The 25130-nt window shown below is 31.5% G+C and carries 26 protein-coding genes; 2 read left to right on the top strand and 24 right to left on the bottom strand.

The genetic code is table 11. The features are described 5' to 3' along the window. Nucleotides 1–5: 5 nt before the first annotated feature. The gene (locus tag EAG11_RS12305; protein ID WP_371414586.1) at nt 6–953 is read left to right on the top strand and encodes an HD domain-containing protein; all 948 of its coding nucleotides are present in this window, start codon (nt 6–8) and stop codon (nt 951–953) included. Between the two features lie 29 nt (nt 954–982). Next, entirely contained in the window at nt 983–1186 is a 204-nt protein-coding gene (locus EAG11_RS22855) for a Pycsar system effector family protein (protein WP_371414585.1), read from the top strand. 2 nt (nt 1187–1188) lie between these two features. Here the strand turns inward: EAG11_RS22855 and EAG11_RS12300 are convergent, their stop codons facing one another. From EAG11_RS12300 to EAG11_RS12185, 24 genes are all read right to left on the bottom strand, one after another. Next, nucleotides 1189–3558 (bottom strand): GAF domain-containing protein, encoded by a 2370-nt coding sequence (locus tag EAG11_RS12300; RefSeq protein ID WP_129539441.1) that lies wholly within the window; start codon nt 3556–3558, stop codon nt 1189–1191. A gap of 143 nt (nt 3559–3701) precedes the next feature. Then, nucleotides 3702–4760: a nucleoid-associated protein gene (locus tag EAG11_RS12295; protein ID WP_129539440.1), complete on the bottom strand. Its 1059-nt coding sequence runs from the start codon at nt 4758–4760 to the stop codon at nt 3702–3704. Between the two features lie 61 nt (nt 4761–4821). Next, entirely contained in the window at nt 4822–5181 is a 360-nt protein-coding gene (locus EAG11_RS12290; RefSeq protein WP_129539439.1) for a four helix bundle protein, read from the bottom strand. Nucleotides 5182–5304: 123 nt separating this feature from the next. Further along, a complete protein-coding gene (locus EAG11_RS12285) occupies nt 5305–5844 on the bottom strand; it encodes a hypothetical protein (protein ID WP_129539438.1) in 540 nt (179 codons plus the stop codon). Between the two features lie 273 nt (nt 5845–6117). Further along, a complete protein-coding gene (locus tag EAG11_RS12280) occupies nt 6118–7698 on the bottom strand; it encodes an MDR family MFS transporter (protein WP_129539437.1) in 1581 nt (526 codons plus the stop codon). A gap of 83 nt (nt 7699–7781) precedes the next feature. Then, nucleotides 7782–8861, bottom strand: coding sequence for an HlyD family secretion protein (locus tag EAG11_RS12275; RefSeq protein ID WP_129539436.1), 1080 nt, complete (start codon nt 8859–8861; stop codon nt 7782–7784). Between the two features lie 12 nt (nt 8862–8873). Then, nucleotides 8874–10199 (bottom strand): TolC family protein, encoded by a 1326-nt coding sequence (locus EAG11_RS12270; protein WP_129539435.1) that lies wholly within the window; start codon nt 10197–10199, stop codon nt 8874–8876. Beyond that, nucleotides 10189–10818: a TetR/AcrR family transcriptional regulator gene (locus tag EAG11_RS12265; RefSeq protein ID WP_129539434.1), complete on the bottom strand. Its 630-nt coding sequence runs from the start codon at nt 10816–10818 to the stop codon at nt 10189–10191. The genes EAG11_RS12270 and EAG11_RS12265 overlap by 11 nt, the downstream gene beginning before the upstream one ends. A gap of 184 nt (nt 10819–11002) precedes the next feature. After that, entirely contained in the window at nt 11003–11686 is a 684-nt protein-coding gene (locus EAG11_RS12260; protein WP_129539433.1) for a 2'-5' RNA ligase family protein, read from the bottom strand. Between the two features lie 24 nt (nt 11687–11710). Next, on the bottom strand, nt 11711–12472 hold the full coding sequence (gene trpA / locus EAG11_RS12255; RefSeq protein WP_129539432.1) for a tryptophan synthase subunit alpha: 762 nt from the start codon (nt 12470–12472) through the stop codon (nt 11711–11713). Between the two features lie 172 nt (nt 12473–12644). Then, nucleotides 12645–13382, bottom strand: coding sequence for a carbon-nitrogen hydrolase family protein (locus tag EAG11_RS12250; protein WP_129539431.1), 738 nt, complete (start codon nt 13380–13382; stop codon nt 12645–12647). A gap of 167 nt (nt 13383–13549) precedes the next feature. Next, nucleotides 13550–14731 carry a tryptophan synthase subunit beta gene (trpB, locus tag EAG11_RS12245; protein WP_129539430.1) on the bottom strand — a complete coding sequence of 394 codons (1182 nt, stop codon included), beginning with the start codon at nt 14729–14731 and terminating at the stop codon, nt 13550–13552. A gap of 11 nt (nt 14732–14742) precedes the next feature. Continuing rightward, entirely contained in the window at nt 14743–15375 is a 633-nt protein-coding gene (locus EAG11_RS12240) for a phosphoribosylanthranilate isomerase (protein WP_129539429.1), read from the bottom strand. A 120-nt stretch (nt 15376–15495) separates the two neighbouring features. Then, on the bottom strand, nt 15496–16275 hold the full coding sequence (trpC, locus tag EAG11_RS12235) for an indole-3-glycerol phosphate synthase TrpC (RefSeq protein WP_129539428.1): 780 nt from the start codon (nt 16273–16275) through the stop codon (nt 15496–15498). A 60-nt stretch (nt 16276–16335) separates the two neighbouring features. Further along, on the bottom strand, nt 16336–16704 hold the full coding sequence (locus EAG11_RS12230) for a four helix bundle protein (protein ID WP_129539427.1): 369 nt from the start codon (nt 16702–16704) through the stop codon (nt 16336–16338). Nucleotides 16705–16805: 101 nt separating this feature from the next. Next, nucleotides 16806–17798, bottom strand: a complete 993-nt coding sequence (gene trpD / locus EAG11_RS12225) for an anthranilate phosphoribosyltransferase (RefSeq protein WP_129539426.1) — start codon at nt 17796–17798, stop codon at nt 16806–16808. A gap of 169 nt (nt 17799–17967) precedes the next feature. Next, nucleotides 17968–18375: a GNAT family N-acetyltransferase gene (locus EAG11_RS12220; protein ID WP_129539425.1), complete on the bottom strand. Its 408-nt coding sequence runs from the start codon at nt 18373–18375 to the stop codon at nt 17968–17970. Between the two features lie 82 nt (nt 18376–18457). Then, nucleotides 18458–19015, bottom strand: coding sequence for an aminodeoxychorismate/anthranilate synthase component II (locus EAG11_RS12215; RefSeq protein ID WP_129539424.1), 558 nt, complete (start codon nt 19013–19015; stop codon nt 18458–18460). A gap of 101 nt (nt 19016–19116) precedes the next feature. Then, nucleotides 19117–19575 (bottom strand): hypothetical protein, encoded by a 459-nt coding sequence (locus EAG11_RS12210; protein ID WP_129539423.1) that lies wholly within the window; start codon nt 19573–19575, stop codon nt 19117–19119. 81 nt (nt 19576–19656) lie between these two features. Further along, entirely contained in the window at nt 19657–21057 is a 1401-nt protein-coding gene (locus EAG11_RS12205; RefSeq protein WP_129539422.1) for an anthranilate synthase component I family protein, read from the bottom strand. Between the two features lie 302 nt (nt 21058–21359). Beyond that, nucleotides 21360–22637, bottom strand: coding sequence for a hypothetical protein (locus EAG11_RS12200; RefSeq protein WP_129539421.1), 1278 nt, complete (start codon nt 22635–22637; stop codon nt 21360–21362). 258 nt (nt 22638–22895) lie between these two features. Then, nucleotides 22896–23462, bottom strand: a complete 567-nt coding sequence (locus EAG11_RS12195) for a YceI family protein (protein WP_129539420.1) — start codon at nt 23460–23462, stop codon at nt 22896–22898. A 32-nt stretch (nt 23463–23494) separates the two neighbouring features. Further along, entirely contained in the window at nt 23495–24127 is a 633-nt protein-coding gene (locus EAG11_RS12190) for an NAD(P)H-dependent oxidoreductase (RefSeq protein ID WP_129539419.1), read from the bottom strand. A 14-nt stretch (nt 24128–24141) separates the two neighbouring features. Next, nucleotides 24142–24603 carry a MarR family winged helix-turn-helix transcriptional regulator gene (locus EAG11_RS12185; protein WP_129541095.1) on the bottom strand — a complete coding sequence of 154 codons (462 nt, stop codon included), beginning with the start codon at nt 24601–24603 and terminating at the stop codon, nt 24142–24144. Nucleotides 24604–25130: the final 527 nt, after the last annotated feature.

Raw genomic sequence — 25130 nt, 5'->3', positions numbered from 1 at the left:
TGTTTATGAACCTATTAGAGCAGTCCGAAGATTTTGTTTATAACTTACTCAAAGATAAACTTTCTATTCTATATTCGTACCATAATTTTTGCCACACCACGAGTGTTGTAAATGCCGTTAAAGAGTTGTGTGCTAATGAAAATATTGAGAGTGACGACGAAGAAAAACTTTTGATTGCTGCATGGTTTCATGATACAGGGTATATAAAAGGTTATGAAAATCATGAGATAGAAAGTGTGCGAATTGTTACCGAATTTTTAAGTGATAAGAATAAGTCTCCTGATTATATAGAAAATATTTCTAAATTAATTGCAGCTACAGCAAAATTTCATGAGCCTCTGACGCATTTAGAAAAAATAATAAAAGATGCTGATTATATTCATCTTACAACTAGAGAATATGCTACCAGTTGTGAACTTTTAAGAACGGAATGGGAGAATACGGAGCATAAAATATTTTCGAATGAAGAGTGGGCGACAGTAAATTTAAATTTTTTAGAAAACATACATCGATTTTATACCGATTATGCTAAAGAAAAATGGCAGCCTTTAAAAGAAAAAAACTTAAAACGGATTCATAAAAAAATGGAGAAGCAAGAATCAAAAAACACCAACGAATTTGGTGAAGTTACCAAGAAAAAGAAAGATAAGATAGAAAAACCAGATCGAGGGATTGATACTCTTTTTAGAGTAACATTAGGAAATCATACGCGATTAAGTGGAATTGCTGATAGTAAAGCTAATATCTTGTTGTCTGTAAATGCGATAATTATTTCTATAGCACTTTCCACAATTATCCCAAAATTAGATAGTCCTAAGAACGCGCATTTAATTATTCCTACTTTTATAATGTTGATTTCTAGTGTTATTACTATTGTTTTTGCTATACTTTCGACTAGACCAAAAGTTACCACTGGAGTGTTTACACGCGAAGATATTGAAGCAAAAAAATAAATTTATTGTTCTTTGGAAATTTTTATAAAATGCCTTTACACGAGTATGAGTGGGCAATGAATGAAATGATGAAAGACAAAGATTACTTATATGGTACTATGATTAAAGATTTATATTTTTTAGGGATTGTACTCGAAAGAAAATATCGCTTGTTAAGGGTTGCTTACAATCTTTTTATGATTGGTATCATCATAACAGTACTGGCATTTATAATAGCATTTAGAAGTCTTTAAAACTAGTTTAATTCATCTAATAAATCCTGATATGTTATTTTTTTAGCTGTTAGCGTGTTGTTTACGACTTTTACTCGAATGGCTTTTAATCCGGATACACCTTGTAAATCTTCTACTTCAAATTGTTCTATTTGAGGATCTAGTATTTTCTTAAATTGTAAATATTTTATATATTTTAAATATTCGGCTTCTTCACTAGCATGTGAATATACGATTGTGATTTTTTCTTTTTCTGTGATGCGCTCTATAGAATTTTTGATATGAGCCTTATCGATACGTTTTTTTACAACTTCATATCGTGCATTGTAGGTTCCATCTACATCAAAACGTTTTTCATCCATTCTAAAACGGATAGAAATAGGGGAGCTAAATACTAAAATTAAAGATGTTACATCAAGCTCATACGGCAACGAAGCTTTAAGCTGATGGTGTGCTAATTCCATTTCGCATAATGTTTGTAATTGCCATAATCTTAAATTGTGGAGATACATTACATCAAATGGTTTTGTAGGCGCAATAGAGGCTCCTATGTATAAATTATGTTCTACACCATCTGTTTTAAAACGTTCGTAATAATGAGGATATATTTGTTGCGCTTCGATTTGATTTTTGTCAAGTATAACAGCTAGTTTTTTATTGATAATAGACATTGCATTATCAAATTTTTTTCTTTCCTGATAAAATAAACCTGTTTTTTCGTCTAAACCTTTAAAGTATTTTTGTTCTAGTTTTTCTGCTTCAGAATTACTTTTAGTATTTTTTAAAATAGGATGAATTTCCTCTTCGATGTAACGTTGTATATGTTGTTCTGAATCTGCTTTTAAAGGCGAATCAAGTTCTTCAAGAAGTGATTGTAATTCAAACTTACGTTGCTCTAAAAGAATTAAATTTGTATTTTCTTTTTGACTTGCAAAAATTTGCAATAACATCTTTAGCTGATTTTTTAGATCGGTTTTTACAGTTTCATTTCGATGTTCCGATGAGCCTTTAATATCAATTTGTCCGTATAATGGAAATACTTCTTTAAAGACAATTTCTTTAAAAATATAATCTTTCGTGTGATTGCTATTCTGAAAATATTTTTCGGATTCTTCTCTAAATTTCCAATAAACACTCGGATGGATTGTAGTATATTCTCTCTGAATTACTGCTTCTATCTGATGTTGCATGTCATTATTGTATCTCTCGATTGTGTCTACTAGATACGGTAGAACTAGATCTAATTTTTTTGCATTTATTGTGTTAAGTGCCCTTGGAGTTGCAGAAACCAATTCGACAACGCCTAATAATTTATTGTCTTTTATAACTGGAGCAAAAACACAACTGTTTATATTTTGACCACGTAAAAGTTCTCCAAGTTTTATATTCTCATTTTGTTCTATGAATTTTTCAACATTCGAAATTATCAGTGGTTCTTTGTGTTCTAGTAAGTTTTCAAAGGAGCAACCGAATACGGCATTTTTACAATCCATTTCATGGTTAAATGGGAGTAAGAAGCTGGATAATTCACTATCTTTTTCTAGCTGTGGAGGTTTTATAAATTTTTCCTGCTCTGGGTTGTAAATTAAAAAACCAACTTTAAGATTTGGAATTTTAAAAATAGATCTAAATATACTTTCAATATTTTTACTCTCAGTTGCTTTTTTTGTATCTGATTTTAATAAATTAGTTTTTAGATTAGAAATAGCATTTTCTGTAGTGGCATCAAATAAAATAATAATACCAAATCCTTTTAGAATCCAACTTTCAATAGGGAATTTTTCTTTCCATAAAGCAATATCATCATAATTGTCAATCAATAAATCGATATCTTCTTGTGTCAACTTTGGTGCATTTTCAGAAGGAATTATTTCCATGAAATCAGCATTATATAAAATACGGTAGTGATTTATGATTCCATTAGAATCTGGAATATCATAAAAAAAAGGTTTATTGAAATCTATGTTTTGTTTGTAGTAAGTACCAAGAATTAAACAACAATTAGCAATATAGAATTGTTGTTCGTCGAAATCACGAATGGATACATCAAAGTTTGTACCTGCATCTTTGAGTATTTTTTTAAATCTCTCGGTGTAATTAAATGTGAAGTTTTGAAACGGTATAGTAACAGCTTTAATTTCGTTATTTGTTAATGCTGTAGGGAATAAATCGGCTAATAAATGATTGATAATAGTTTCATGTTTTTTTATCACAGAAAAATCTTCAATCCCTGTTTGTAATTCAGGAATGCTCTCTACTTCCTTCAAAAGTGCTTTGGCATAATTAGAGCGATAATCAATATCTGATTGTGCAATTTTCTCTAAAGCTTCAATAAGTTTATGAAATGATATTAGAGTTTTAAAAGGGCTTTCGTCGAATAAATGATATTTCATGGCACTATTATTTATTAGTATACAAAATTACTAATATACGCAATTTAAGCCTTGCTTTTCAGGGTTTATTTTATAAAAAAAGCCTCAACTGATGTAGTTGAGGCCCTGATTTTAAGTAAAATTGAAATTGAAAAGAATAAATACTAGCTTTTCTCTTCTTTATTGAAATAAACTAAATAGTAATACATTTGTTTTTCTTCATCCCAACCTTTTTCTACAAATTTTTCAGCACTTTCTGGATTAATAAAATCCATCTTTATTTGTATATGAGTATCTAGGTTGATAACGTTTTTGATTGATTTTCTTGCATCAGAAACTGCAGCGTTGGCAATAGGGAAAGTAGTAACATCTTCGATACTGTATTTTTCACCTTTATCAACTTTGTAGTTTTTAAATTCAGGAATTAAATCAGGATTATCTAATACTTCATTAAGGAAGTTCGTTTCTTCAAACTGGTCGTTCTTTGCAAAATAATTCACAGAACGGTTCATAAACATTACCTCTTCTTTTTTGTCTTCTGCTGGTAATACTACATCTTTAGCGAAGCTCTGACAGAATTTTAAGTATTTTTTTGTAATGAAGTTTTCATCTTCAAATGCATCAACTGATAAGAAATGCTCTAACCAGTAACGAGCATCGTAACGGTTGCTATCAACAGTTAGAATTTTATACCCTTCTTCTTTTTTATAATTAAAAATCAAACATCCCTTATCTAGTTTGTTAAGGTTGATTCCTTGTTGTAAAATCATTTCAAGGTTGCTGTCTTTTTCTTCAAATTGTAAAAAGTCAGCTTGTAATTCGCTTTTAAAAATACCAATTGCATCAACAACATTATTATCGATACTTAAATTGGTTAAATATGTTACATAAACCTCTCCGTTTTTAATATGTGGGTGGTTTGACTGCTCATATAAATGTGTCGTAATTCTTTTTGAAACTTCCTGTAAATTCCCTGGATTGTCAAAAATCTCAGTAGCATATTTAAACATGTCGTTATAATCCAAATCGACTTCGTGTGCAAACTGGTAATAGTTTTCTTCTTTCTCTCTAAAAGGCTTGAAAAAGTATTCTTTTATCAAAGGAACGATTTCGTCATTTAAATTAAATGGCTGATCTGATAAAAAAATTGCTTCGTTTCTGCTCTTGTTTCCTACGCGGTGAATCGCAAGCGTGTCGATGTGGGTGTTGAAAAGGTTTATCATATGTTTTTAAGGTGCTTATTTTTGAGGTTCAGAGTTGCAAAGGTTCAAAGGAACAAAGGTTTTAGCTTCGTTGTTTTATTTTTCGGATAAAAGCACTTAACATTCGCTCTATTTCTCTGCTCTCTTCATTTATTTTATTAAACTGAACTTCGTTTATGTATTTTAGATTGAAAGAAATTTCAAGCTGAGTCTGCATTTCGAATAATGATGAAATAGAAATGTTTAAAAAACGTAAATAATCATTATTTCCATCTCTATCGTATCCCTCAGCGATGTTGCTTGGTATTGATATTGAACTTCTACGAATTTGTGAAGTTAGGCTATATATTTCTTCTTTGGGAAATGAATTTGTTAGTTGATAGATTTCGGTAACTAAAGTCATTGATTTTTGCCAAATCAAAAGGTCTCTAAAAGTATTCATATGTTTTATATTTAAAAATATAAACATAAGTAAATTCTTTCTTTTTTAAATCATAAGATTTAAAATAAAACCTCAGAGCCTATGAACCTTTGTAACTTTGAACCTATAAATCTTTTTAAGAAACTAATTCCAATTCTCTTCAAATCCATAATCTTCGAAACTATCGTCTCCTTCAAACATATCTAAATCGTCTTCGTCTAGATCATCTTCAAATTCACCATAGATGTCGTCATGCATATCTGCTTCGAAATTTTTCTCGCCTGAATCATCTGGCATTTCTCCGTGAGAGAAAAGAGTTTCTGGGTAAGTATTTCCAATAGCTTGATCTTCTATTGCAGCTAATTCAACCAAAAATGTCCACATATGTATAAAATCGTAGACGTAAATGATTTTAGTATTCTCTTTGTCTAATATATCAGATAAAGTGTAGTCACTCATTGTTTTTTGTTCACCAGGAACATCTCCAGTATCAAAAAGGGGAATTTCATCTTCTTGATTCCAAGTTTCATCGCAGGTATAAAACGAAGCTACTTCCATTCCGTCAAAACCAAAAGAATTGAAAATGGCATTGTGTAAATCTTCTAAAGTATCTTCTTCAAGAATTGCTATATCTCTAAAAATATCTTCTTCTGCATCTAGAATTACTCTAAATTTATAAACCATAACTTAACTATTTTTTTGTTTTTTATTGCTGTTGAAATGCAAGTGCAAATATACTCTATAAATATTATTTCGCAATGAAATAAATCTTTATTGTGTTTCTGAATGCTCCATAATTTTTCATTATAGGGGGTAAATATTATATGATTCGTTTTCAATAATAAAGGTGATTTTTGCCTTAAATTATGTATGTGAAAATAAAAAAACCATTGTAAAAAAAACTTTCACAATGGTTAAATATATAGACTTATCCTATTTTATTCGATGATTTATATACTAATGCATCGCATCTGCAGGATTAATTTTGTTTTTCCCTTTTTTAATTAAAAATATAATTGGAATACACAGTAAGAACATGATACCTAGATATAAAAATATATCCATATATGCCAAAACGGTACTTTGTTTCATTACCGAATAATCGATTACTTGGTAGGCTTTATTCAACGCTTCGTTACTACTAAAACCTTTTGACATGAATCCTTTTTGAAGTAATTCTATTCTTTGTTGTACTTCGAATTTAGTTGTATCCAGGTGTGCTACCAAATCAACACGATGTTTCTGACTGAATCTCGTGATAAAGGTGGTGATAATTGCAATACCAAACGAACCTCCTAATTGTCGCATCATTCCTGTAAAAGCAGCTCCTTCACCAATATTTTTTCCTTGTAAGGTAGAAAGCGATAATGTTGTTATAGGTACAAAAAGCAATCCTAAACCAATACCTCTTAAAATTAATGGCCAGTATAAATGTTCTACACCAGTATCAGGTGTCATATTATTATACATCATAAAGGTGAAGAAAAAGAAAATTAAGAATCCAACGCCTACCATATATCCTTGAGGAACTCCTCGCTGAATTAATTTACCAATAATTGGCATCATAAAAGCAGTGGTTATAGATCCCGGAATAAGTAATAATCCAGCATCAGTTGCTGTCCATCCTAGGATAGATTGTGTGTAAATTGGAATAATTAATGTTGATCCATAAAGTCCGAAACCAAGGATGAAACACATTATAGTACCAATTCGTAAGTTTCCATCTTTAAGAACACTTAAATTTACAATTGGATGTTTATAGGTGAGTTCTCGCCATATAAATAATATTAGACCAAGAACTGTTACAACACTTAATGTTACAATCAATGAATCATTAAACCAATCGTCTTGTTGTCCATGTTCTAATACAAATTGTAAAGAACCAATAAACGAGGCTAGGAAAAATATTCCCCACCAATCGACTTGATTGGCTTTTAGTTTCTCGCCATATTTTGGGCTTCTTACGAAAGAAATAGCCAAAATTGTTGCAATAATACCAAGTGGAATATTGATATAAAAAATGTAAGGCCAAGAATAATTATCTACTAGATACCCTCCTAAAGGCGGACCTAAAGTTGGACCTACAATAACTCCCATTCCGTAAATTGCCTGTGCCATTCCTCGTTTTGCAATAGGATAACTCTCGGTTATAATGGTTTGTGCCGTAACTAATAAGGCTCCTCCACCAAGTCCTTGAATAAATCGAAATGCAATAAGTTCCCATATATTTGTAGCATTACCACACAAAAAAGAAGAAATGGTGAAAATTATAATCGATGTTACAAAATAATTTCGTCTTCCAAATTGTTGTGACAACCAACTTGTCATCGGTATTACTATGACATTTGCAATAGCATAAGCAGTAATTACCCATGCAACATCTGTTAATGTGGCACCAAGGCTTCCTCTCATGTCTGTCAATGCTACGTTTACGATGGTTGTATCTACAATTTCCAACAGTGCGCAAAGCACTGCTGTTATCGTAATTAAAACTCGTCTGTAGCCATATTCTACTAAATCATCTTGTGCTTGTACCATTTTGTTCTATTAGAATGCTTTTCAAAAATGAATGAATGTATAATTCTTGTTACAGGAAAATAATTTCCTAATAAGTGTAATTTCTATTTTAAATGTACATCTACATCCACGTTCATTCCTGGTCTCAATAATTTTATTTTTTCAACATCATTACTTGCGTCCAAGTTGATTTTTACAGGTAATCGTTGAATTGTTTTTACAAAGTTTCCAGTTGCATTATCAGGAGGAAGTAATGAAAAACGTGCTCCTGTTGCTGGTGAAAAAGAAGTAATAGTTCCTTGAAAATCATAATTAGGATATGCATCTACTTTAAGAGTTACCTTTTGACCAATAACCATTTTGTCAAGTTGCGTTTCTTTAAAGTTAGCAACCACCCAAGCTTCTGAGTTATTGATGATATAAAATAAAGATTGCCCTGGTTGTACCAATTGTCCTGGTTGAATGTCAACTTTAGAAACCTGACCATCAATTGCTGCAGTGATTACAGTATAAGATAAATTTAAATTAGCAACATCTAGTAATGTTTTTGCTTTTTTGATATTTGCAGCAGCTACTTCTGTTTGTTTGTCTGTAGCTTTAGATTTTGCCTGAATAACCGATTTTTGATATGAACTTGCTTTTTCTTGTTGTTGCAAAACACGTACTTGGCTTTCAGCTTCTTCTTTTGCTGTTAATGCTTTCTCGTATTGTTGTTTTGTAATTGTATGGCTTTTGTACAAGTTGTTGTAACGATTGTAATCATTTGTTATCTGTACTAATCTAATTTTTGCACTTTCGATGTTTCCACTTGCAGATCTTACATTTGCATCCGAAACTGAGATATTTGCAAGAGCACTTCCGATGTCTGCTTTTGCGGCTTCATACGAACCTTCTGCACCTAATAAGGCTGCATTTGCTTCGTCAATTTTTAATTGATAATCTCTTTTATCTATTGTAAATAAAGTATCTCCTTTTTTTACAAAGTCATTATCTTTTACATAAACCTTACTTACATATCCTGATACTCTTGGAATAATTGGGTTCATTTTTTTCTCTATTTGTGCATCATCTGTTTGTTCGTGAGCAAGAGAGTGCATGTATTTGTAGATTCCGTAAGATCCTCCAACCAGAACCAAAATAACTAGTATAATTGTAAATTTGGTATTTGTTTTTTTCTTTTCCATGTGGGCTATCGATTATATTTTTGTAAGATTGAATGATTGTGATAATTGTCCTGTTGCTGAAAGCATTTCGTAATATCTTTGAATTATATCGGCTTTAGACGTAGCTGTGTTTACTTTAGCACTAAGTTGTTCTACATCTGCCTCAAGTAAATCATTGGTATCAGCAAGGCCGTTGTCGAATTTATCTTTTAAGATTCTATAATTTTCTGATGCTTGTTCTAACGCTAAGTCGTAAACCGAACTTTGTTTTAAAGCTAAGTTATAGTTCTCTATTGCTTGTTGTACTTCGACTTTAATGTAATTAGTTAAAATTTCTTCTGAGCTTTTTACTTCATCTGCTTTGCTTTGAGCATGTTTTATGTCAGCTCCTTTTTTTAATATTCCGCTAAGATCGTATGAAACGCCAACTCCAAAATTCATTGCATTTTGCACCGTAAGAATATTTCTAACATCAACAGCGGCATAGCCACCTAATAAAGAAACAGTAGGGTAGTAAGCACTTTTTGCCATTTTTATACTAGATTCACTAGCTTTTTCCTGATAACGCAATGCTTCTAAATCTTTACGGTTTTCTAAAGCAGGCTGCTCATTTGAAGGGATATTATCTGTTTTATAATTAATAAAATCATTTTCCCCGACAGTTATTTTAGTTGAAGAATCTAATTTAAGTAATGTTATTAAATGATAATTCAGAATGTTTAAATTCTTATTAGCTTCGTCTATTGAGAGTTGTATTTTTGAAACTAATAATTGAGATTTTAATAAATCATTTCTCGGGATTATTCCGTTTTTCTCTAATTCAATAAAATCTGTTACACGCTGTTTCGCTTGTTTTTGATTTTCATTTAAAAGTTCAATTGTTTTTTGAGTTTTGTATAAATTAGAATAATTATTTACAACTCTTAATGCAATGTCTTCTTTAGTTTTTAGTGAAGTTGCAAGTTCGGCTTGGTATAAATTTTCAGATAGCTTAATGCTATTTTGAATTTTAAAACCTGCAAATATTGGTAAGCTTGCACTAAGTTGTCCCAACATTAACTGATCAACATTTGGAGCTGACCCAGAACCACTTTCTTGATTCATTTTTAGATTTACATCTGCACCAGCCAATCTCTGAAATTGTCCAGAAGCTTTTAAATCTGGATATTGATTGTTTTTAGTAGATCTAAGTTCGTACTTTTTAGTGTTGACTTTTGTGTTAGCCAACGTGACTTCGTCACTCTTCTCCCATGCCATTTTTACGGCATCATCTAGGGTAAGACTCGTTTTTTCTTGAGCTTCTAATGAGGATATTCCGATTAGGAAAACCCCAAAGAGCATAATTGGATTAATTTTCATAAACAAGTAAGGCTTTTATAGTTTGTTGAATGTGTTTTGTTAAATGTGTTTTTATGTAATCTGTATATAAAGCTTCAGTACTTAAATTCAATACTTTCTGAAAGAAGATTTTGTTCATGTGGAAATGAAAAAAAGTTCCGAGAATAGTAGGGGTTATTAAAGGGATAATGACGTCTTTTCGGAAAACACCTTTCTCCTGACCTTCATTGATAATACTTTCTAATGATTTGAGATTTCCTTTCTTTAATTCTGTAAAGTGATTTAAAGTTTTTTCTCTTTTTTTAGATGTCAATTCAAAATGCATAATTCTGAAAATTCCTCCGTTGCAGTTAATCTTATTGATATAAAGTTCGATTAACTTATTTACTTTATCGATAGGTTCTAAATTTTCTTGCAGTAAATTTTCTAATTGCAATTTAAGATCCGATGTTCTGTATATAATTAACGATTCGAGTAATCGTTCTTTGGAACCAAAATAATACGATACCATAGCAATGTTGATTTTTGCTTCTTTGGCAATATTTCGTATCGAAGTTCCTTCAAATCCTTTGTCAGAAAAAAGCTTTTCTGCAACCTGGAGAATTTGAATCTTTTTCTCGTTTAATTCGATGTGTGACATGAGTGAGTTTCTAATCGGGTACAAAATTAAACAAGTGTTTAATTTAAACAGCTGTTTAGTTTTTATTTAACATAATATTAACTAAAATAATGCTTTGTAAGTGAATGTTCGTTTTGTTATAATATTCTGATTTTTAATGATTTGAATCGATTATAACGATGTAGTTAATTTTGGGTTTAAGGAATTATTTGATATTGAAGTCAAATAAATGTTTAACGAGATTGACTCTTTGGTACCAATCATTGTGGACTAATTCTAATTTTTTTATTTCAAATTTTCCGAAGTTATAATCACGGTATTTGTGTAATAATTTTAGAAATAAATCCTTGTTATTTATAGGGTTTTTGAACCGTAAAACGGTTAAATGGGTTGTGAATAACGAATAGCGTTGATCGATACTTTGTTCGAGTGTAGTTTGTTTAAACGCAGTGCGAAGATTGTCACGTAAGTCGTTTATACTTGTATCGCTTGGAAATCCTTGAATCATAATTGCCGAAGGTGAGGCAGTAATTCCTTGTAACTTAATTACTGATTTGTTTAAACCAGTAATGCATTTATTTATTACAGCAATATAATCTTGTAACGTGATGTTGGTTATATCAAATCCTTCATAACAAGATATAATAGACATTACTGTAATGTGAATATCCGAATTGGGGTAATAATATTGAGAAGCATCAACTTTTTTTAATTCATTTAAAAAAAGTTGAATGCTATTTTTAATCTCTTCTGTAGGTCGAATTAATAATGTAATTCCTAAACGGTTATCGTTCAAATTATCTATTTGTGTATCTATAACATAATTGTCATTTGATATCTTCTCACAGGATTCTGTGAACAAATTAGTATAATGTGAGGCTAAATCCATTTTACATTAGGTTAAAAAATGGGATTATTTAATTGCTTTCACAAAATCGTCAATATGTTGTGTTCCCTTTTCAGATAAGTGCTTTATAAAAGCGCTTCCAATGATTGCTCCTTTTGCAAATTTAGTAGCCTGATTGAACGTTTCTTTATTCGAAATTCCAAATCCAATTACCTGTGGGCTTTTAAGATTCATGTTTGCAATTCTTTCAAAATAACTTTCTTCGGTATTACCAAAACCAGATTGAGAACCAGTAACGCTAGCTGAACTTACCATGTATATAAAACCGTTTGAAACACTATCAATAAACTTAATGCGCTCATCAGAAGTTTGTGGTGTGATCAGGAATACATTTATAATTCCGTATTTTTCGAAGGTAGTTTTGTATTGTTCTGCATAAACATCTACAGGAAGGTCAGGGATGATTAATCCGTCGATACCAATTGCAGCACATTTTTTGCAAAACTCTTCAACTCCGTATTGTAATATAGGATTAAAATAGCCCATTATTATCAATGGAATTTTTACGCTTTCGCGAATATTTTCCAGTTGGTCAAATAAAACCTGAGTTGTCATACCGTTATGTAATGCCTGAGTAGAACTTGCCTGAATTGTTGGCCCATCAGCCAAAGGATCGCTAAACGGTAATCCGATTTCGATCATATCGATTCCGCTTTTTTCTAAATCCTGAATGATTTGTACAGTGTCATTAAGATTAGGATATCCTGCAGAAAAATAGATAGATAGTATCTTTTTATCTTCTTGTAGTTTTTGATTTATTCTGTTCATCTTTTTATTTTTTATCCTAACAGGTTTCAAAAACCGATTAGGTATATTATTAATTTTCTCTGCCACTCTCGATAGCTATCGGGATAAAAGCTTCATCTTTGATTTCTGCAGTAAATTTATTTCACTTTTCTTTAATCTGTGAAAATCATTTTAATCTGTGGCATTATTTTTTTTAATCTATTACAATTTCACTAGTCCAAATGTCATTATGATTTTGAACCAATAACAATCCTGAATCTGAATCGTTCATTTGAGCAATTAATTCTCCTTTGTTATTCCAAAAAGCACTTTTTCCACCAGATGGACTTCCCCATGATTCTCCACTAAAATTAGACATAAGCACATTCATATCATAGGTGCTAGCATAATTTTGCAACGCTTTGTAAGCTCCAGGGATTCCGTTTGGACTAAAGAAAATGCTAGCAATATAAATTGCAGTTTTATTTTCGCTTGCCTTTTTTGGATGTAACGGATTATCAATATCGGCACAAATAGCAAAAGAGATTTTTTTATTCTCTAATTCGATTGTTGGATTATAATCAAATGACGATTGATAGTATACATCTTCGCCTTCATGAAGAAATTGTTTGGTATAAATAGAAACCGAATCATCGGGCGAAATAATAAATTCTCCAATAAATAACTGGTCTTTAATTTTTATAGGTGCTCCAGCAACAATTACAATTTTATTTTCGACAGCTAATTTTTTTAAATGATTTAGACGTGAATCATTTTCTGAGAAAGTAAGTTCAATTGCATTTTCTCTTTCATAACCTGTAATCGATAGTTCTGGAAATACGATTAAATCGGCATTTTTTGTCACTGCCAATTCTATAAGGCGATAATGATCTAATAAATTAGAATCGATATTTCCTCGTTTTGGTTTAGTCTGAGCTGCAGCTAATATCATTTTAATAATTTTTTGTTGTTTTTCTGGGCGATTTCTTATTGATTATGTGAGTTTGCGTTAGGGTATAAAAGCGACATCCTTTTTTATGCTTTTTTTAGCTTTAAAAAGATATAGCGTTCCGATAGTTATCGGGAAGCCCGACCGTTTTTTTGACAGTAACGCCCTAACTATAATTTAAAATAATCGATATATGTATTTAAATCTTTATCACCACGACCTGATAAATTGATAACTACAATTTCGTCGGGACCAAATTTCTTTTGTTCCAGAACGGCAAAGGCATGTGCACTTTCGATTGCTGGAATAATACCTTCGGTTTTGGATAATTGCAAACCAAATTGCATGGCTTCATCATCGGTAATCGAAATAAATTCAGCTCTGCCAGTTGCGAATAAGTGGGCATGCATTGGTCCAACTCCTGGGTAATCTAAACCTGCCGAGATAGAATAAGGTTCGGTAATTTGTCCGTCGGGAGTTTGCATTAATAATGTTTTACTTCCGTGAATGATTCCGATTTTTCCTAAAGCCGAGGTTGCAGCGCTTTCGCCAGAGTCAACTCCTAAACCAGCAGCTTCGACAGCAATAATATTTACGTCTTTTTCGTCTAAGAAATGGTAAAAAGCTCCAGCAGCATTACTTCCTCCACCTACACAAGCGATAACGTGATCTGGGTTTTCACGGCCTTCTTTTTCTAATAATTGTGTTTTTATTTCGGCAGAAATTACACTCTGAAAACGGGCTACCATATCAGGATAAGGATGTGGACCAACCACAGAACCGATGATATAATAGGTATCGACAGGATTATTAATCCAATCACGGATGGCTTCGTTTGTAGCATCTTTTAAGGTTTTAGAACCCGAAAGTGCCGGACGAACTTCTGCACCTAACATTTTCATACGAGCCACATTTGGTGCTTGACGCTTAATATCGATTTCACCCATATACACGATGCATTGCAATCCCATTAAAGCACAAACAGTAGCAGTAGCAACACCGTGTTGACCTGCACCAGTTTCGGCAATAATTCGGTTTTTACCAAGGCGTTTTGCAAGTAAAATTTGCCCGATTGTATTGTTTACTTTATGCGCACCAGTATGGCATAAATCTTCTCTCTTTAAATAAATTTTAGTATTGTATTTTTTCGAAAGTCTTTCGGCAAAATATAATGGAGTAGGGCGGCCTACATAATCTCTTAATAGTGCATCGAACTCAGCTTGGAAGCTTGGGTCAGCAGTAATTTTTAGATAGTTTTGGCGTAGTTCTTCTACGTTTGGATATAACATTTCTGGAATGTAGGCTCCTCCAAATTCTCCATAATAGCCTTTTTCGTTGACGTGAAAACTCATTTGTTTAAAGTTTAAATGTTTAAAGTTGCAAGGTTTTGCTTGAAACTATATAATATGTTTTTATCTTTTAATCCTGCTTCGATTTCAAATTTACTGTTTACATCAATGGCATAAATAGGTAAATTGGTTTTCGAAATTTCTTTTATTGTTTCTATTTCTTCAAGCCCGATTCCGCCACTAAGGAAGAATGGTTTTGTAGAATTGTATTGGTTTAATATTCTCCAATCGAAAGTGGTTCCGTTGCCGCCAGGTAATTTTCCTTTGGTATCAAAAAGAAAATAATCACAAACTGATTCGTATGATTTTACTACTTCGAAATCAAAATTTTCATCGGCAGAAAATACTTTGATAAGTTCGATTTTAAGATCAATTTTATTTTTTAGTTCCTGACAAAACTCAACCGATTCATGACCGTGTAATTGTATGGCTTGCAAATCGTATTTTGAAATTTTGCTTAGAATCTCTTCCTGACTTTGATTTACAAAAACCCCAACTTTCTTGATTGACTTTGGTAAATCGGGAATGATTCCGTCAAAATACCGAGCCGATTTTTCCCAGAATATAAATCCCATATAATCAGGTAGGAGCGAACCTACTTCAGTTATATTTTCGGGATATTTCATACCGCAGATTTTGAGTTTCATTTTGTTGTGTTTTTTACCGCAAAGGGCGCAAAGAGTTTTTATATTCTATGTCATTAAAACGCTAAGTTCGCAAAGTTTTGGGCTAAATTTGTATGCGTTTTTATGTCTATTGCTTACTACCTATAGCTTCTTAATAAATTCAGTTGCTGCTTGTCCTGCGTTATCTGTTTTCATGAAATTTTCACCAATTAGGAATCCTTTGTAACCGTATGGTTTTAATTCGTTAATAGCTTCGATAGATGAGATTCCGCTTTCGGAAACTTTTACAAAATTATCAGGAATTTGTGCTGCCAGTTGTTTGCTGAAATCCAAGCTAACTTCGAATGTTTTTAGGTTTCGATTATTAACTCCTATCATATCTAGTGTTGGCATTATCGATTTTTCTAATTCTTCCTGATTATGAACTTCTAGTAAAACTTCTAATCCTAAACTTTTTGCAAATTCAGATAATGACTTGATTTCTTCTCTTGTTAGAACAGCAGCAATAAGCAAAATTAAATCAGCTCCAAAAGCTTTAGCTTCTAATATCTGGTATTCATCAACAATAAATTCTTTTCGCAATAACGGAATATTTACAGATGCTCTTGCTAATAGTAAATCATCAAGTGAACCTCCAAAATATTTTCCATCTGTTAAAACAGAAATTCCGCAAGCACCTGCGTTTTCATACCCTTTTACCACTTCTTCAACAGTAAAGCTTTGGTTTATAATCGATTTTGATGGAGAACGACGTTTGTGTTCAGCAATGATTCCTGTAGAACTTGCTTTTAGTTTTTGACTTAAAGAAATAGTTTTTCTATCGAAGAAAACAGAGGCTTCTAGTTGTGAAACTGGAATTATTGATTTCTTGAGAATGACCTCTCTTTTTTTGTCAACTATTATTTTATCGAGGATGTTCATTTTATTTTATATTTAAAAATTGAAAGATTTAATGATTGAAAAATTCTGTGTGTTTTCGAATTAATCTTTAATTTTAGTACTTAGATACTTTATGAAATTTGATAAGTTTTGAGATATTTCTATACTTATTTGATAGCTTTCTTGGATTTCTACTTGATTACAAAATCCAAGCTCTCGAGATAATATTAACATACTTCTAACTTCAGCACAACTTCCTTTTGAAATTTTTAAATACCGAATTAATTGTTTGTTATTGTTATACTCAGAACCTTCAGCAATGTTGTTTGTAATAGAAATTACGGCTCGCTTTATTTGGTCTTTGAAACCAAATTCTTTTTCAAACGGTTTATTGTTTAATAATTGAAAAATTAATTTTGCTAATTGAATTCCCTTTTTATAAACTTCGAATTCTTCGAAAGATTTTGTCATGATTTTATTTTTATTTTAAAACTGTAAAATTCTGTAGGGTTTGATTCTTTTAATAGTTTTAAATTTCAATGATTTTATCCCGTCTTACAATCTTTAAATCTTTAAATCTTTAAATTTTTTAATTTATTCAAAGCTACTAATCCTTTTCCAGAAGACAAGCTTTCTTTTGCCAGTTCGAAACCTTCTTGCGGAGTACACTTTGTAACCGTTGCAATTGCCATTGCCGCATTGGCGCAAACTACATTGTTCTGAGCTTCGGTTCCTTTTCCTGAAAGGATATTGATAAACATATCAGCAGATTCTTCGATTGTTTTTCCACCTTCGATTTCGCTTTGTGCTAAAAGGCGAACGCCGAAATCACTTGGATTCAATATACCTTCCATTGTACTGGTAATAATTTTTGTTGGACCAGTTAAAGAAACCTCGTCATAACCGTCAAGCGAATGTAGGATTGTAAAATTTACATCTGTATTTTGATATAAATAGGCATACATTCTTGCCAGTTCCAGATTGAAGACTCCCACTAATTGGTTCTTAGGAAATGATGGGTTTACCATTGGGCCCAACATATTAAAGAACGTTTTTACCGCCAATTCTTTTCTTATTGTTCCTACGTTTTTCATCGCAGGGTGAAATAATGGCGCGTGTAGTACACAAATTCCAGCTTTATCGATACATTTTTCTATGAAATCGGCATCATTAGTAAATTTGATTCCCATTTTTTCCATTACGTTGCTAGAACCTGAAATAGACGAAACGCCGTAATTACCGTGTTTAGCAACTTTTATTCCAGCTCCAGCAGCAATGAATGATGCTAGAGTCGAAATATTGAAAGTATCTTTTCCGTCACCGCCAGTTCCGCATAAATCGATAGTATTATAAGCTGATAAATCGATGCGGATGCATAAATCTAGTAAGGCTTCACGGAAACCTGCTAACTCATCGATGCTGATACTTCGCATCATAAATATGGTAAGGAATGCCGATATCTGACTTGGGTTATAATCCCCATTTGATATATTAATCAATACATTTTTTGCCTCCTCTTTAGTAAGGATTTCATGATTGATTAATTTGTTTAATATATTTTTCATTCTTTTTAAGGTTCTAAGTTTTTTGTTTTTTATCTCAGGTTAAAAGTTTTCTCTTTGTGTGGCTTCAACTTCGCTCAGCTTGTCAGTGAAAATAATTATCATTTTGAGTGAAGTCGAAGGATTTTTTAGGTTCCAACAACTTGAAATAAAGAAAACGTGAAACTATTTTTTAATGTTCATCTCCTTGATAAATCCACATTGGTTCTGTTTTTCCTGCTCTTTCAAATCCATTTTTTTTATAAAAATCTATTGATTTTCCATCAGCGGTTAACATTTGCATATGAAAATCTCGATATCTTTCTTGCATTTTTTCACAAATCATTTTACCGATTCCTTTTCCCTGATATTCTGGAAGTATTAACAAATGGGGATAATAAACAGTTAAATAACCATCGGAAATTGCATTTCCCAGCCCAACCAGTTTTGTATCATCCCAAGCAGTAATTAAAGTTTCAGAATTTAAAAGACCTTTATATAATAAATCTGGTTTTTCAGCTGAACTCCATTCATTTGCTTTGTACAATATAATTATATCTTCAATTTTAATTTCTTTGGTTTCTAAAATTCTAATACTCATTTTTTTTAAGTTGCTAAGGTTTGAAATGTTTTTTTGTTTCAAGTTTCAACTGTTATTGTTAACTGCTACTGAAAATTGAAAACTATTTTTTAACCCAATTCTCTAACATTTTTTTTCCGTTTGGAGTTAATACACTTTCAGGATGAAATTGAACTCCGCGTACATCATAGGTTCTGTGTCTTAATGACATTACTTGTCCGTTTTCGTCGTAAGATGTAGCTTCAAGAACATCGGGTAAACTTGCATCTACAACCCATGAATGATAACGACCTACTTCAAATTCTTTACCTAATCCTTCGAACAAAATTTCATCATCGACCACTGTTTTTACATTGGTAGCTACACCATGATATACTTTATCAAGATTTGATAATGTTCCTCCAAAAACTTCTCCTATAGCTTGTTGTCCTAAACAAACTCCAAGAATACTTTTGGTAGGAGCATATTTTTGAATAACAGCTTTTAGCAAACCAGCTTCGTCTGGAATTCCTGGCCCTGGTGAAAGTAATATTTTGTCGAAACTTGCAATTTCATCAATATCAAACTCATCATTTCTGTATACGGTTACTTCACAATCTAAATCTTCTAGATAATGTACAAGGTTATAAGTGAAGCTATCGTAGTTATCTATTACTAATATTTTTTCATTTTGTCTTTTTTTGTTTCAAGTTTCAGGTTTCAAGTTTCATGTTCCAACAACTTGAAACCTGAAACAAAGAAAACTTGAAACTAATTTTTTGTTTATTTTTCTCGAACGTATTTTTCGACAATTATTCTGTCTATTCCAAGTTTTTCAAGTTTCTCAATTCCTTTTTGAATTAAGGTATCATTTTTAATTTTTACAGTAAACTCAAATTTGCTGTTTTCCCAATCTCTATTGTTGAAATATTCTAAATTCTCTGTGTATGTACTATCTTTTAAAGTATATTTTCCTCCACCTCCGAAGAAAAGAGCGCCCTCTTTTTTACCATTATTTAAATCATGGTTGAAGAATGCAAAGTGGGAGTCATTTATAATTTTGATCATTTTGGTTTTTGGATCGAATGTTGAAAAAGTAGAATCTTTTTCGGTTGTCTCAGCTGATATAAGTCGCCAGGTTCCTTCGATATCCTTTTTAGCAGTTGTAGATTCTTGCTTATTTTTATCATTACAAGAGCTTAAAAATGTCATAACCAATAATAATGCGATAGTGTTTTTCATAGTTTTTAGGTTTTTTGAGTTTAGTTTTTAGGTTTATTAAATATTTTGTTTCCTTTCAAGTTTGTAAATAGTGACTGAATATTAAATTTTCTCTGCCATTTCTAAGGCAGTATTTAATGCTCTTAATTTATTGTACACTTCTTGCATTTCGCTTTCTTCGTCTGAACTTGCTACAATTCCGGCTCCAGCCTGGCAATGTAATTGGTGGTTTTTGCTCAGGAAAGTTCGAATCATAATGGCGTGGTTAAAGTTGCCTTCAAAATCCATAACACCAATTGCACCACCATAAAAATTACGATTGGTTTTTTCGTATTCTTCTATAAGCTGCATAGCTCTGTGTTTTGGAGCTCCGCTTAGAGTTCCAGCAGGGAATGTATCGGCAACAACTTGCATTGTAGTTGCTTTTTCGTGTAAATGACCAGTAACTTTTGATACTAAGTGAATCACATGGGAGAAAAACTGAACTTCACGATATTTCTCTACGTTTACATCATGTCCGTTACGGCTTAAGTCATTTCTTGCTAAATCGACTAACATAACGTGTTCGCTATTTTCTTTTTTATCTTCCGATAATTGTTTCGCTAGAATTGCATCTTGTTCATCGTTTCCTGTTCTTTTAAAAGTTCCAGCAATAGGATGAATTTCAGCTTTACGATCTTTTACAATGATTTGAGCTTCAGGAGAAGAACCGAATATCTTGAAGTCTCCATAATCAAAAAAGAATAAATAGGGTGAAGGGTTGATGCTTCTTAATGCTCTGTACACATTAAATTCATCTCCTTTAAATCCTTGTGTAAATCGGCGTGATAAAACCAATTGGAATACATCGCCACGGAAACAATGTTTTTTTGCTAAAGCAACATTATGTTTAAATTCTTCATCAGTTAAATTAGAGAATCCTTCGCCTTCTTTAGTGAATTGATATGAAGCTATATTTCTTGATTGTAGTAATTGCTCTATTTCCGAAATATTGTTTCTTCCATCCACGCTATGGCAAAAAATGTATGCTTCATTTTTGAAGTGATTTATAGCAATGATGTTTTGATAAACTGCATAATACACATCTGGAATAGAAATACTATTATCTTTCTTGGCAATTGCTACTTTTTCAAAATAACGAACTGCATCGTATGAAATGTATCCGAATAATCCGTTGTTGATGAATTTAAAATCGTTTTTCTCTGATTTGAATTGCCCTGAAAATTCCTGAATAATCTCTGGGATGTTTGTAGAGCTATCAACAACTGTTTTTTCTGAAGTTCCATCAGGATACATTTTAGAAATAGTTTCGTTCTCGATTTTAATGCTTGCAATAGGATTACAGCAGATATATGAGAAACTATTATCATTTCCGTGATAATCGCTACTTTCTAAAAGCAAGCTATTAGGGAATTTGTCTCTAATTTTGAAATAAATGCTCACAGGTGTTACTGTGTCAGCAAGGATTTGTTTGTAGTGTGTGTTGAGTATAAAAGGTTTCAATGTGTTGTTTTTTAAGTTTTAGAATATTGTTTTTTAAAAAAGTTTAGTCCAAAAAAAAAGGCTTGTCGTGATGACAAGCCTTTTATATTTATAGTTCGAATAATACTATAGGAAGCTTCGTTCACGACGTCTGACGTAAATTGTTCCACCACCAAGTATTATTTGTAATTGTTTTCATAAACTTTTTTTGTTGGTACAAATATATAAATGTAATTTGAGTATTCGTATATATTATTTTAAAAAAAATAACTGCTTTTTTGAGTTTTTTGTTAAATTAAATTTAAATGAAGGGTTTTAAAGGCTTAATTACCACTAGCTAAAGTATTATTTACGTTCATTCTAAAATCTGGATTTGCTTTAATATTTGGTTCTGTAAATAATGCGACATTTCTTATAGATGTATATTCTAAACCAAAATCAGGGTTCTGATACCAATTTTTAATACCTAAATCAAAGTTTGAATTTTCACTTAAAATGGCACCTTGACAGTTATTAATTATTAATCCGTTAAGTTTAATTTTTTCAAGATTTACCAGCCCATCTCCAATTTTATTTTGAAGAATCATAAATGGTGTAAAGTCTGAAATTACACTATTATTTAATGCAAAATAACTATTTTCTCCTATATGTGCCGCTTCTCGAACTAGTCCTTGATTGCTTTCTTCAAGATTTATTAATGTAATGTTACTAGCGGTTATTTTTGTTAGTTTTTTGCTTGGGTCGCTATTCTCAATTTTGTCGTAAGAATCAATTTCAAAGCATCTTGAGCCTGAAATATCAGAAGAGTAAGGGTGACGAATAGCTATACTATTATTGATTGTGCATTGTACTCCTTGTGTAAAGTCAAAATCATCATCGGTGGCTCGATATGAAATTAAGTTGTTCATAATGACATCGCCACCGTAGGCTTCAAATGAATCATCGTTTGAATAGCTTATTTGTATGTGTTCAAGTTTGGTTTTACGACCAACTCCCGCCAATGATAATCCGTTAATTTCTTTCAGAGCATTTAATTTTCTACCAGAATATTCTATTCTAACGTATTTTAAAATACCTGAGTTATCCTCTGCATCTTGTCCTCCGTAATGATTGACAATAGGGTCTAGATTAAAGTCCAGAAAACTTACTCCACCCATTTTATTTATGGGAGCTTTTCCAAGAAGGATTATTCCGCCCCAATCACCCGGCTTTCTTTCAGCAACATTCTTATTAGATGTAAAGATGATTGGATCTGTTTCTAAACCTTCGGCTATTATCTTAGAGCCATTTGTTATTACTAGAGTACCGCAAGTTTTATCATCTCCTCTAATTACAGTTCCTGGTTCTATTGTTAAAACGGCATTGTTTGTTACATAAACGACACCAACTAATTGGTAGGTATTTCGTTTGTATAATTTAGTATCCTTATCAATAGTTCCAGCGAGAATGTTTGTCGCTTCATCGTATTCTGTTGAAGCAGGTTTAAAATTGGTCCATTTATTCATCCAGTTTGATGCACCAACAATACCTTTTTGTTGCTGTGCATTGACTATTATGCTACTTATTAAACAAATAATTACAAGGTGTAATTTTTTTTTCATAGTACTGTCTTTAGCAAAATTTGATTTTTTTGGATAAAAGCTTTCTATTTAAAAACAAAAACTTTTTTTATTGAGCCAAAATTAGATGAGGTTTGTTAATCAAAGAATGATAAGATATTATGAAAGTGTTATTTTAACTTTATGAACGTTATCTTATTTGTATATGGAACGTTTTTTTTTGGGGTTAAATTAAAAGCATAAAAAAATCCCATCTGTCATATGACAGATGGGATTTTCTGAATTAGTAAGTCTGTGATATTAGAACTTTAAAGATACAGTTAATTCAAAATCATCATTGATAGTTTTGTCTCCTAAGTTTTCAAAGAAGTTTCCTGAGTTATATTTGATATCATATTTAGTTCTATCAACTTTAAATGCAGTTGTAGCAGTGTTACCTTTTACAGTAATATCAAAAGTTACAGGTTTAGTAATTCCTTTGATAGTTAAATCTGCAGTTACAGTATATACATCAGTTGCTTTTGCTCCGATAGTTTTGAAAACTAATTTTGCAGTTGGGAATTTTTCAGTTCCGAAGAAATCATCAGCTTTTAAGTGACCGTTTAATTTTCCTTGGTATTCACCAGTAAGGTCAGTAGCGTTGATAGATGTCATATCTACAGTGAAAGTTCCACCAGCTAATTTTTTACCTTTAAATACTAATGCACCATCTTTTAGGTTTACAGTTCCAGAGTGTTCTCCAGTTACTTTTTTACCTACCCATTTAACCGTACTTGATTTAACGTCAACTTTTTTAGTTTGAGCGTTGATTGAAACTGATGATAAAGCTACCACTAGGGCTAAAGCAATTGTTTTTAAATTTTTCATTTTGTTTGATTTTAATAAATTTGGATTAATAATTATAGTGTGATAAATAATTCTTCTTGAGATTTTCTTACTTTTTTATGATGTTGAGTTGCATCGTCATCATGTCTGTATCCTACAGTAGCAATTACTGCAGCATTTAAATGTAAGGCATCTAGACCAAGGATTTCATTAAATGCAGCTGGATCAAAACCTTCCATTGGCGTAACGTCAATTTTTAATTCTGCAGCAGCGTTTAGTAAATTTCCTAATGCTAAATAAGTTTGTTTAGATGTCCAAATGTTTTTTGCATCTGGAGAAAGAGTTGTGATTTTAGATTTCATAAAATCGCTATATCCAGATAATGATTCAGCTGGAATTCCTCTTGTTTCGCTAATATTTTTGATAAAGCCATCAATCGCTGTATCACCAATATTAGTGTCATTTGCAAAAACTACCAAATGAGAAGCTTCTACAATTTGAGATTGTCCCCAGGCTACTGGTTGTAATTTTGCTCTTAATTCTGGTGATTCAACAAAAATCACTTTATAAGGTTGTAATCCGTATGAAGATGAACTTAAGCGTATTGCTTCTTTTAATGTATTTAGATCTTCAGCAGATATTTTTTTGGTCGCATCAAATTTTTTGGTTGCGTATCTCCAATTTTGATTTTCTAGGAAAGTATTCATTTTATTTGTTTGTATTAATTTTTTTGATTTCTAAATTTTTCTAATAAGTCATTTAATAATTCTAATTCTTCTGTAGTCAAATTTTCAGAAAAAACATTTTCATGCTCAATTACTTTTGGGTCCAATTCAGTTAAAACGCCTAATCCTTTTTCTGTAATTGATACTTCTATTTTTCTTCTGTTATTTGGACATACATTTCTGGTAACAAAATCCTTCAGCAATAATTTATCAACCAATCGAGTTGTATTACTTGTTTTTGCAAGCATACGATCTTGTATGACACACATATTAGCTGGATTCCCCTTTTGGCCTCTTAATATACGCAACACATTATATTGTTCTCCTGATAAATCATAAGGTTTTAATACCTCATTAAATTTGTCTTGAAGTACATTTTGTGTGTACATGATATTCAGAATAACTCTTTTTGGATTATCCATCTTAACGGTACTTTTTATTACATCTTCAATTGTCATAGTCGTCAGTGTATAATTTGTATATACAAATGTAGGCATGTTTTATATTTGTATATACAAATGTATCGTTAAATTTTCGTTAATATTATTTAAGGAAGTTTTCTGTGGTTGGAAATTAAGGTTAAAATTAAGAAAATTTAATTTATAATTTGTGCTTAAGCTATTGATTAATTGAAGTTTAATTGTAGGTTCAGGTTGTGTGAATCTTTGGAGTTTGGCAAAAGAATTTACCGCAAAAAGCGCAAAGGATTACATTAAATCACTAAAATCATTGTCATTTCGAAGAATGAGAAATCTCCGAAAGAAACTGACACATAGTTTTTTTTCTTAAATTGTCGAGCTACTCGTGGAGATTTCTCATTCTTCGAAATGACAAAATGGGCAGACTAACTTTAAACCTGAGTTTTATCAAAGTTCTTTAACTCATAGATTAAGCTTTGTCAAAGATTTTAAGAAAGAATATAAAAAGAAACCCGACAGGTTTTAAAATCTGTCGGGTTTATAGTAATTGTAGAGAAATAGTATTT

The sequence above is a fragment of the Flavobacterium sp. 140616W15 genome (assembly GCF_003668995.1).
Lineage (GTDB): Bacteria > Bacteroidota > Bacteroidia > Flavobacteriales > Flavobacteriaceae > Flavobacterium.
The sequence above is the reverse complement of the archived record's forward strand: the minus strand, read 5'-3'. Positions and strand labels throughout refer to the sequence as shown.

What these genes read in the sequence shown, in the direction of transcription:
- EAG11_RS12300 (WP_129539441.1), bottom strand. Translation starts at nt 3,558, where the DNA reads ATGAAATATCATTTATTCGACGAAAGCCCTTTTAAAACTCTAATATCA.
- EAG11_RS12290 (WP_129539439.1), bottom strand. Translation starts at nt 5,181, where the DNA reads ATGAATACTTTTAGAGACCTTTTGATTTGGCAAAAATCAATGACTTTA.
- EAG11_RS12270 (WP_129539435.1), bottom strand. Translation starts at nt 10,199, where the DNA reads ATGAAAATTAATCCAATTATGCTCTTTGGGGTTTTCCTAATCGGAATA.
- trpD (WP_129539426.1), bottom strand. Translation starts at nt 17,798, where the DNA reads ATGAAAAATATATTAAACAAATTAATCAATCATGAAATCCTTACTAAA.
- EAG11_RS12305 (WP_371414586.1), top strand. Translation starts at nt 6, where the DNA reads ATGAACCTATTAGAGCAGTCCGAAGATTTTGTTTATAACTTACTCAAA.
- EAG11_RS12220 (WP_129539425.1), bottom strand. Translation starts at nt 18,375, where the DNA reads ATGAGTATTAGAATTTTAGAAACCAAAGAAATTAAAATTGAAGATATA.
- EAG11_RS12230 (WP_129539427.1), bottom strand. Translation starts at nt 16,704, where the DNA reads ATGACAAAATCTTTCGAAGAATTCGAAGTTTATAAAAAGGGAATTCAA.
- EAG11_RS12280 (WP_129539437.1), bottom strand. Translation starts at nt 7,698, where the DNA reads ATGGTACAAGCACAAGATGATTTAGTAGAATATGGCTACAGACGAGTT.
- EAG11_RS12195 (WP_129539420.1), bottom strand. Translation starts at nt 23,462, where the DNA reads ATGAAAAATTTAAAAACAATTGCTTTAGCCCTAGTGGTAGCTTTATCA.
- trpA (WP_129539432.1), bottom strand. Translation starts at nt 12,472, where the DNA reads ATGAACAGAATAAATCAAAAACTACAAGAAGATAAAAAGATACTATCT.
- trpC (WP_129539428.1), bottom strand. Translation starts at nt 16,275, where the DNA reads ATGAACATCCTCGATAAAATAATAGTTGACAAAAAAAGAGAGGTCATT.
- EAG11_RS12250 (WP_129539431.1), bottom strand. Translation starts at nt 13,382, where the DNA reads ATGATATTAGCTGCAGCTCAGACTAAACCAAAACGAGGAAATATCGAT.
- trpB (WP_129539430.1), bottom strand. Translation starts at nt 14,731, where the DNA reads ATGAGTTTTCACGTCAACGAAAAAGGCTATTATGGAGAATTTGGAGGA.
- EAG11_RS12260 (WP_129539433.1), bottom strand. Translation starts at nt 11,686, where the DNA reads ATGGATTTAGCCTCACATTATACTAATTTGTTCACAGAATCCTGTGAG.
- EAG11_RS12285 (WP_129539438.1), bottom strand. Translation starts at nt 5,844, where the DNA reads ATGGTTTATAAATTTAGAGTAATTCTAGATGCAGAAGAAGATATTTTT.
- EAG11_RS12200 (WP_129539421.1), bottom strand. Translation starts at nt 22,637, where the DNA reads ATGAAAAAAAAATTACACCTTGTAATTATTTGTTTAATAAGTAGCATA.
- EAG11_RS12295 (WP_129539440.1), bottom strand. Translation starts at nt 4,760, where the DNA reads ATGATAAACCTTTTCAACACCCACATCGACACGCTTGCGATTCACCGC.
- EAG11_RS12190 (WP_129539419.1), bottom strand. Translation starts at nt 24,127, where the DNA reads ATGAATACTTTCCTAGAAAATCAAAATTGGAGATACGCAACCAAAAAA.
- EAG11_RS12265 (WP_129539434.1), bottom strand. Translation starts at nt 10,818, where the DNA reads ATGTCACACATCGAATTAAACGAGAAAAAGATTCAAATTCTCCAGGTT.
- EAG11_RS12240 (WP_129539429.1), bottom strand. Translation starts at nt 15,375, where the DNA reads ATGAAACTCAAAATCTGCGGTATGAAATATCCCGAAAATATAACTGAA.
- EAG11_RS12275 (WP_129539436.1), bottom strand. Translation starts at nt 8,861, where the DNA reads ATGGAAAAGAAAAAAACAAATACCAAATTTACAATTATACTAGTTATT.
- EAG11_RS22855 (WP_371414585.1), top strand. Translation starts at nt 983, where the DNA reads ATGCCTTTACACGAGTATGAGTGGGCAATGAATGAAATGATGAAAGAC.
- EAG11_RS12185 (WP_129541095.1), bottom strand. Translation starts at nt 24,603, where the DNA reads ATGACAATTGAAGATGTAATAAAAAGTACCGTTAAGATGGATAATCCA.
- EAG11_RS12210 (WP_129539423.1), bottom strand. Translation starts at nt 19,575, where the DNA reads ATGAAAAACACTATCGCATTATTATTGGTTATGACATTTTTAAGCTCT.